We start from the raw sequence: 2616 nt of genomic DNA on the forward strand, positions 1-2616 counted from the left end.
GGTCAACAACCCACTGATGGGCATGGTCTACACTGGTGCGGATGATGAGGTGGCTCAACTTGTTCTTGTCAATAAACTACTTCATGCCAGATTGAATACTATATTAGTCAGAATGAAAGATTCGGCTGGGAATATTGATAAGTCGGCTGGCGATACCTATCAGTCTCAACAATCCATTATGGAATCAATTAATTCTCAGGCCTCACAAACTGAGCAGGTGGCGACCGCCATGACAGAAATGTCTTCCACGATTCAAGAGGTGGCACGCAATGCTAGCTTGGCTTCTCAGTCTGCGAATCATGTTGATGAGTTAACGCAACAAAGTATGGCTAAATCTGAAACAGCAGTAAAAGGCTTAACCAGCCTAGATAAAGCCTTTGATACTATCAGTGACTATATTAAAACACTGGAATCTGACTCCAGTGCGATTAATCCTATTGTAGATGTGATTAGTAACATTGCTGAACAAACGAATCTGCTGGCGTTAAACGCCGCGATTGAGGCCGCCAGAGCCGGTGATCATGGTAGAGGCTTTGCTGTTGTTGCTGATGAGGTACGTTCATTGGCGACCCGAACCCAGGAATCGACCCAAGAAATTTCGAACCTGATTTCTAAACTGGATGGCTCTGTCGTCAAAGTGGTGAAGGGTATGGAAACGACTAAAGATACTGCCTCCTCAAGCCGTCAGGATATTCAGGGTTCTATTGACTCTGTGAGCTCTATTAAAGAAAGTGTGGAGAAACTTAATGAACTCAACACCTTGATTGCGACTGCGGTTGAAGAGCAGAGCGCGGTGAGTGAAGACATTAATCAGAATGTGGTCAGAATCAGTTCAGATGCTGAAATGGTGGTGAATAATGCCAACAAGGTGAATGTGCATGCTGAAAATCTGGCTCAGGAGTCACAAAATCTACTGAATATGATTACCCGGTTTTCATCTCGCTAAAAAGTTCAGGTGAGTCTTGATTGCACCATTACGGTGAGCATGAAATCATGGGTGTGCCATTATGGTGCAACTTGAGAGGTCGAGATAGACTTAGCATAAATAGCTAAGTTGATGATCACACATTAATTATTCTGATAGTCATAGAACTGGCATGGTATCTGCGTTATTAGCGCTAAGTGCTGAGGTGGTTTACCAACTACTGTCGACTAAATAAGGTTTCTAGGGTTCCGATCAACGATGATGTCTGGACCGAGAGTAACCGACCTTCACAGTGAAGGTTACACGGAGGGATAAAAGCCCGGGAGATTGTTTTTTGTAAAACATCTCTTGCACCGTGTTTCTAACTTAACTGTGAGGTAACTTCATGAAGTTCTCCAATCTTCGTATTATCAGCTTCTTGCTGCTTTCTTTTTCTCTCCTGGTCGTTCCCTTTTCAGCAAATGCTGAACAAAAAGATAAATTCAGTATTGCCTGGACAATTTATGCCGGATGGATGCCGTGGGACTATGCGGCAAATACCGGTATCGTCAAAAAATGGGCCGATAAATACGGCATTGAAATTGATGTGGTGCAAATCAATGACTACGTAGAATCCATCAACCAATATACGGCTGGTCAGTTTGATGGCTGTACTATGACGAATATGGATGCCCTGACTATTCCAGCTGCGGGCGGTGTCGATTCGACAGCGTTAATCCTGGGTGACTTTTCTAACGGTAATGATGGCATTGTTCTTAAAGGCAATGATAAAAGCTTAAAAGACATTGAAGGTCAAAATGTTAATCTCGTTGAACTCTCTGTTTCACATTATTTATTAGCACGTGCACTGGATACCATTGGTCTGAGCGAGCGTGACGTCAGAGTCGTGAATACATCAGATGCTGACTTAGTCGGTGTGTTTAACGCGGATGATGTGACGTCAACCGTTACCTGGAACCCGCTATTATCTGAAGTGGCATCTATGCCAAACACCAGTAAAGTGTTTGATTCCTCGCAAATTCCGGGTGAAATCATTGATATGTTGCTTGTCAATACAGAAACGCTGAAAGATAACCCCGCTTTCGGTAAAGCATTAACCGGCGCTTGGTATGAAATCATGGCGCGTATGGCGGCTGAAGATACTGATGCTTTGAGTTTTATGGCAAAAGCATCGGGTACTGATCTGGAAGGATATAAATCACAGCTGGCGGCGACCAATATGTTTTATGAAGCAAAAGAGGCAGTCGCTTTTGCTGAAAGCAAGCAATTACCTGAAACCATGAAATATGTCAGTGAGTTTTCATTTGAACATGGGCTTTTAGGTGAAGGTGCGATGGATGCTGGTTTTATTGGTATCGCTTACCCAGATGGCAACGTGGTTGGTAATTCGACTAATGTAAAACTGCGTTTTGATTCATCTTTCATGTCTATGGCTGCTGACGGTTCTCTGTAACCGTCATCAGTCCGAGAATCATTATGAAACGACTTATCAATCAGCAGCCCAGTAAAGCCGGTAAATGGTTATTAGGTGCTTTACCTTTTATCCTGATTTTACTGGTTTATCTGGTCGCATCGAATGAACGCCTGGCGGTGAATCCAAACGATAAACTGATGCCTTCATTTGAAGCATTCGGTCATGCAATTCACACCATGGCGTTTGAGCCGAGTAAGCGTACCGGTGATTATCTTCT

2 protein-coding genes, 1 pseudogene and 1 riboswitch are annotated in these 2616 nt (G+C 43.5%); all 3 genes and pseudogenes read left to right on the plus strand.

Going from position 1 to position 2616, the window contains the following annotated elements:
• The coding region (locus B4K20_RS00430; protein ID WP_289281464.1) for a methyl-accepting chemotaxis protein at positions 1-946 on the plus strand (946 nt) is incomplete at its 5' end.
• A gap of 208 nt (positions 947-1154) precedes the next feature.
• Positions 1155-1253: riboswitch (guanidine-I (ykkC/yxkD leader) on the plus strand.
• A gap of 57 nt (positions 1254-1310) precedes the next feature.
• The gene (locus B4K20_RS00435; protein WP_289281465.1) at positions 1311-2378 is read left to right on the plus strand and encodes a putative urea ABC transporter substrate-binding protein; all 1068 of its coding nucleotides are present in this window, start codon (positions 1311-1313) and stop codon (positions 2376-2378) included.
• Between the two features lie 23 nt (positions 2379-2401).
• A pseudogene (locus B4K20_RS00440) lies at positions 2402-2616 on the plus strand (ABC transporter permease); the annotation flags it as partial.

It is taken from the genome of Methylophaga sp. UBA5088 (genome assembly GCF_002414625.1).
Classification (GTDB): Bacteria; Pseudomonadota; Gammaproteobacteria; order Nitrosococcales; family Methylophagaceae; genus Methylophaga; species Methylophaga marina.

Coding starts and splice junctions, on each gene's coding strand:
- B4K20_RS00435 (WP_289281465.1), top strand. CDS start 1,311: ATGAAGTTCTCCAATCTTCGTATTATCAGCTTCTTGCTGCTTTCTTTT.